This is a genomic window from Mycobacterium sp. E3247, from assembly GCF_001667785.1.
Lineage (GTDB): Bacteria > Actinomycetota > Actinomycetes > Mycobacteriales > Mycobacteriaceae > Mycobacterium.
This window is the reverse complement of sequence record NZ_LZJG01000380.1, coordinates 1-5366: the sequence shown is the minus strand read 5'-3', so window position 1 is coordinate 5366 and position 5366 is coordinate 1. Positions and strand designations below refer to the sequence as shown.

Genomic DNA, 5366 nt, shown 5'->3' with positions numbered 1-5366 from the left:
GGGCGACGCCACCGGCTCCGACCCGAGCCCCGGCCCCGACCTGGTCGACCTGTTTCCCGCCGACAAACCGCAGCCGGGTTACCTGCCGGTGCTGCGCGCCTACGACTACGCCGGCGACGAGGTCGTCTTGATGCACGCCGACGACATCCGGCTGCGGCGCATGGCGGTGTTCGACGTGCTGGTCAACAACGCCGACCGCAAGGGGGGCCACGTTCTGCGCGACATTGAGGGCCACGTCTACGGCGTCGACCACGGGGTGTGCCTGCACGTCGAGAACAAGCTGCGGACGGTGCTGTGGGGCTGGGCCAACAAGCCGGTCGACAAGAAGATGCTGGAGGCGGTGGCCGGTCTCGTTGACGCGCTCGACGACTCGTTTTGCGACGAGTTGTCCGAGCTGATCACGCGGGCGGAGATCGCGGCGCTGCGCAGGCGCGCGCATGCGCTGCTCAACGATCCGGTGATGCCGGGACCGAACAGGCACCGGCCCATTCCCTGGCCGGCCTTTTAGTGCCCGGCCTTTTAGTGCCCGGCGTTCTAGTGCCCGGCGTGCTAGTGCCCGGGGTTCTAGTGCCCGGCGTTCTGAGGCGATGGCAAGCGCGGCGTAGCCGGGCGCTGCCGGTAGCCACCACGTGTTCCGCCACGTGTTCAAGCCCCGCACGGGCATCGGAGATACTGAGTCGGTGAGCCAGGGCCCGGACGAGCTGACCGATGCCGCACTGGCCGCCGAACTCGCCGCCGACGCGGGGGAGTTGCTGCTCAGGGTGCGCGACGAGATCGGCTTCGGTCATCCGTGGGAGCTGGGTGACGCCGGCGACACCCTGGCCAACGAGCTGATCCTGCGGCGGCTGCGCGCCGAGCGTCCCGACGATGCGGTGCTCAGCGAGGAGGCCTACGACGACCTGGTCCGGCTCAAGCACGACCGGGTGTGGATCATCGATCCCCTGGACGGCACCCGCGAGTTCTCCACGCCGGGCCGCGACGACTGGGCGGTGCATATCGCGCTGTGGCAACGTCCCACCGGCGAGCCCACCAACGGCCGGCGGGAGATCACCGACGCGGCGGTTTCGTTGCCGGCGCGTGGGAACACGGTGTACCGCACCGACACCGTGACCGCCGACGCCGCGCGCGTCGGTATACCGCACACGTTCCGGATCGCCGTCAGCGCCACCCGGCCGCCCTTCGTGCTGCACCGGATGCGGCAGTCGCTCGCCATCCAGCCCGTGGCCATCGGTTCGGCAGGCGCCAAGGCGATGGCGATCATCGACGGTGACGTCGACGCCTACCTGCACGCGGGCGGCCAGTGGGAGTGGGACTCGGCGGCGCCGGCCGGGGTGGTGATGGCCGCGGGCATGCACGCGTCGCGGCTGGACGGCTCGCCCATGCGCTACAACCAGTTCGACCCGTACCTGCCCGACTTCGTGATGTGCCGCGCCGAGGTGGCGCCGATCCTGCTCGCGGCCATCCGCGACGCGTGGCGCTAACCGCGCGCGTTTAGAGTCGATGCCATGCAGTCGTGGGAGTTTCCACCGGTTCCGGTGTTACCGGGGCGTGGCCCCGAGCTTCGGCTGTATGACACCTCCGACCGGCAGGTGCGCCCGGTGGCGGCCGGATCGACCGCGACCATGTACGTCTGCGGCATCACGCCGTACGACTCCACCCACCTCGGCCACGCGGCCACCTACCTGACCTTCGACCTGGTCTACCGGCAGTGGCTGGACCTCGGCCACGACGTCCACTATGTGCAGAACGTCACCGACGTCGACGATCCGCTGTTCGAGCGCGCCGAGCGCGACGGCGTCGACTGGCGCGAACTCGGCGATCGCGAGGTTGCCCGCTTTCGCGCGGACATGGCGGCGCTGCGGGTCCTGCCGCCACGCGACTATGTCGCGGCGACCCAAGCGATCCCCGAGGTGATCGAGCTCGTCGAGAAGATGCTGGCCTCGGGCGCGGCGTACGTCGTCGACGGCGAGTACCCGGACGTGTACTACCGCGCGGACGCCACGCCTCAGTTCGGCTACGAGTCCGGCTACGACCGCGAAACCATGCTGCGACTGTTCGAGCAGCGCGGCGGCGACCCGCACCGGCCCGGCAAGACCGACGAGCTGGACGCGTTGCTGTGGCGGGCGGCGCGGCCGGGGGAGCCGAGCTGGCCGTCGCCGTTCGGGGCCGGGCGGCCCGGCTGGCACGTCGAGTGCGCCGCGATCGCGCTCAGCCGCATCGGCAGCGGACTGGACATCCAGGGTGGCGGCAGCGACCTGATCTTCCCGCATCACGAGTTCACCGCCGCCCACGCCGAATGCGTCCGGGGCGAGCGACGATTCGCCCGGCACTACGTGCACGCGGGCATGATCGGCTGGGACGGGCACAAGATGTCCAAGAGCCGGGGGAACCTGGTGCTGGTGTCGACGTTGCGGGCGCAGGGCGTCGAGCCGGCGGCGATCCGGCTGGGCCTCCTATCGGGGCACTACCGCGCGGACCGGTTCTGGAGTTCCGACGTGCTCGACGAGGCAAACTCCCGGCTGCGGCGTTGGCGCACGGCCACCGAGCTGCCCGCGGGCCCGGACGCCGCCGACGTCATCGCCCGCGTCCGCCAGTACCTGGCCGACGACCTGAACACTCCCAAAGCCCTTGCTGCGCTTGATGGTTGGGCCACCGATGCGCTTGAATACGGCGGTCATGACACCGAGGCGCCGAAGCTGGTGGCCACCGCGATCGATGCGCTGCTCGGGGTGGAGCTGTGAACACGCCAGCTGTGAAGGCGGTACGTTGACGGCCATGACGTCGCTGCAGGACAAAGTTGTTTTCATCACCGGCGGTGCCCGGGGAATCGGCGCCGAGGTCGCCCGTCGGCTGCGCAACAAGGGTGCCAAGCTCGTGCTGACCGACCTCAACGACGCCGAGCTGAGCGCGCTGGCCGCCGAACTCGGCGAGGAGCACGTGCTGACCGCCGTCGCCGACGTGCGCGACCTGCCGGCCATGGAGGCCGCCGCCGCTCGGGCCGTCGAACGCTTCGGCGGCATCGACGTGGTGGTGGCCAACGCCGGCATCGCCAGTTACGGGTCGGTGCTGCGAGTCGACCCGGAGGCGTTCAAGCGGGTGATGGACATCAACGTGCTCGGCGTCTTCCATACCGTGCGCGCCACGCTGCCCGCTGTGATCGAGAGCCGCGGCTACGTGCTGGTCGTCTCGTCGCTCGCCGCCTACGCCGCTTGTCCGGGCCTCGCGCCCTACAACGCGTCGAAGGCCGGCGTCGAGATCTTCGCCAACGCCTTGCGCCTGGAGGTTGCCCATCGCGGCGTCGACGTCGGCTCGTCGCACATGTCCTGGATCGACACCGCGCTGGTCCGCGACAGCGAGGCCGACCTTCCCGCCTTCGGCGAGCTGCTGGCCAGCTTCCCGTGGCCGTTGAACAAGACCACCACCGTCGCGAGATGCGCGGACGCGTTCGTCAAGGGCATCGAGGGCCGCCGGAAACGCGTTTACTGCCCGGGCTGGGTCGCCTTCTTCCGCTGGATCAAGCCGGTGCTGTCCACCCCGGCCGGGGAGCTACCGCTGCACAAACCCACGGCGGAGCTGCTGCCCCAACTGGACGCCCAAGTGGCCGCGCTCGGCCGGTCCACCAGCGCCTACAACCAGGGCTTGGGCAAAGAGCAGGTCTAGCGGCCGAAGCCGGGCCGCCGGCGGCGCAGGTAGCGCTCGAATTCCGCCGCCAGCGCGTCGCCGTCGATCTTGCCCAGGGCATCGTTCATGTCGACCTCGGCGTCGCCGCGCTGTTCCAGCGACGATACGTATTCGGCCAGGTCCTCGTCCTCGGCGGCCATCTCGGTGATCGCCTGCTCCCACTCCTCGGCATCCGTCGGCAGGTCGCCCAGCGGAACCTCGATGTCGAGCACATCCTCGACGCGGCGCAGCAGCGCCACGGTCGCCTTCGGGTTCGGCGGCTGCGACACGTAGTGGGGCACCGCCGCCCAGAACGTCACCGCCGGGATCCCGGCGGCCACGCAGGCGTCCTGGAAGACCCCGGCGATGCCGGTCGGGCCCTCGTAGCGGCTTTCCTCGAGGCCGAAGCGTTTCGCCGACTCGGGGCTGTAGGCGGCACCGGAGACGGGAACCGGCCGGGTATGGGGCGTGTCGGCGAGCAGGGCGCCCAGGATGACCACGGTGTCCACGTTGAGTTTGTCGGCGATGGCGACCAGCTCGGCGCAGAAGGTGCGCCAGCGCATGTTGGGTTCCACGCCGTGCATCAGCACCACGTCACGGTCGCTGCCCGGCGGCCGGCAGTGCGAGATCCGCATGGCCGGCCATACCAGCTCCCGGGTGACACCGTCGACCTGCCGGATCACCGGGCGATTCACCTGGTAGTCGTAGTACGCCTCGTCGTCGATCTCCAGGATTGGATCGGCTTCCCAGATGGCCTCGAGGTGCTCGAGCGCGTCGCTGGCCGCGTCGCCGGCATCGTTCCAACCCTCGAACGCCGCCACGACGATGGTGTTGTGCAGTTCGGGCAGTGCGCCTTTTCCAAAGGGTGGGCCATCGGGCGGGGTCACAGAAATCAGCGTACGGCCTCAGACGCCGGAGTTCGGCCTTGCCTGGCAAGGACCTGTCAACCAGTGGGCGCATTCCATAGGACGACTATCCTTGTGGGGGACCGCCGACCTGACCCCGAACGACGTCGATGACCGGAACGGGCGCGGTCGGAACGAAATACTTCGGTTTCACACTGGTTAACCTTGGTAACTACCACGTCGCCGAGATCGTCGCCGAAATGATCGTGCCACCGATCGCGGCGATGAGTTGGGCGTCCAGACGTCGCTCGGGTGACGACGTAGACTTTTCTGGTCGAGAGGCGTTGCAACGGATACGGGTCCCCGCCGGTATCCGCCACGCTCGGCAGAGTCAAGGACGCCTTCCGTAACGGAAGGAACGTATGTGAACGCCCCCGCAAATGCCCCGGCGCCGAACACCTCTGAGTCAGGGACCTTCGTGCCGAACATCCGCCCGGACTGCACCGATGAGCTCAAGGCCGCGCTGCGCCGGCGGATCATGGTGATCGACGGCGCGATGGGCACGGCGATCCAGCGTGACCGGCCTGACGAGGCCGGCTACCGCGGGGATCGGTTCACGGAGTGGCCGACCGCGCTGCAGGGCAACAACGACCTGCTCAACCTGACTCAGCCGCAGATCATCGAGGGGATCCACCGGGAGTATCTCGAGGCGGGCGCCGACATCCTGGAGACCAACACGTTCAACGCGAACGCGATCTCGCTCGCCGATTACGAGATGCAGGAGCTGGCCTACGAGCTGAACTACGCCGGCGCCGCCCTGGCGCGGGCGGCCGCCGACGAGTACGGCACCCCGGACAAGCC

Annotated in this window: 6 protein-coding genes; 5 read left to right on the top strand and 1 reads right to left on the bottom strand. The window is 69.2% G+C overall.

The features are described from left to right. The 4 genes from A9X04_RS20710 to A9X04_RS20695 form a co-directional block, all read left to right on the top strand. Window positions 1-508: SCO1664 family protein (locus tag A9X04_RS20710; RefSeq protein WP_156764446.1), on the top strand; the 508-nt coding region annotated here is incomplete at its 5' end. Between the two features lie 172 nt (window positions 509-680). Then, window positions 681-1481 carry a 3'(2'),5'-bisphosphate nucleotidase CysQ gene (locus A9X04_RS20705; RefSeq protein WP_067924385.1) on the top strand — a complete coding sequence of 267 codons (801 nt, stop codon included), beginning with the start codon at window positions 681-683 and terminating at the stop codon, window positions 1479-1481. Window positions 1482-1505: 24 nt separating this feature from the next. Continuing rightward, the gene (gene mshC / locus A9X04_RS20700) at window positions 1506-2741 is read left to right on the top strand and encodes a cysteine--1-D-myo-inosityl 2-amino-2-deoxy-alpha-D-glucopyranoside ligase (protein ID WP_067924382.1); all 1236 of its coding nucleotides are present in this window, start codon (window positions 1506-1508) and stop codon (window positions 2739-2741) included. 34 nt (window positions 2742-2775) lie between these two features. Next, on the top strand, window positions 2776-3660 hold the full coding sequence (locus A9X04_RS20695) for an SDR family oxidoreductase (RefSeq protein ID WP_067924377.1): 885 nt from the start codon (window positions 2776-2778) through the stop codon (window positions 3658-3660). Here the strand turns inward: A9X04_RS20695 and A9X04_RS20690 are convergent. Continuing rightward, window positions 3657-4547, bottom strand: a complete 891-nt coding sequence (locus tag A9X04_RS20690) for a PAC2 family protein (protein ID WP_197509260.1) — start codon at window positions 4545-4547, stop codon at window positions 3657-3659. The genes A9X04_RS20695 and A9X04_RS20690 overlap by 4 nt on opposite strands. A gap of 382 nt (window positions 4548-4929) precedes the next feature. Here A9X04_RS20690 and A9X04_RS20685 point away from each other — a divergent pair. Continuing rightward, a partial coding sequence (locus A9X04_RS20685) for a homocysteine S-methyltransferase family protein (protein ID WP_197509259.1) occupies window positions 4930-5366 on the top strand: 437 nt, incomplete at its 3' end.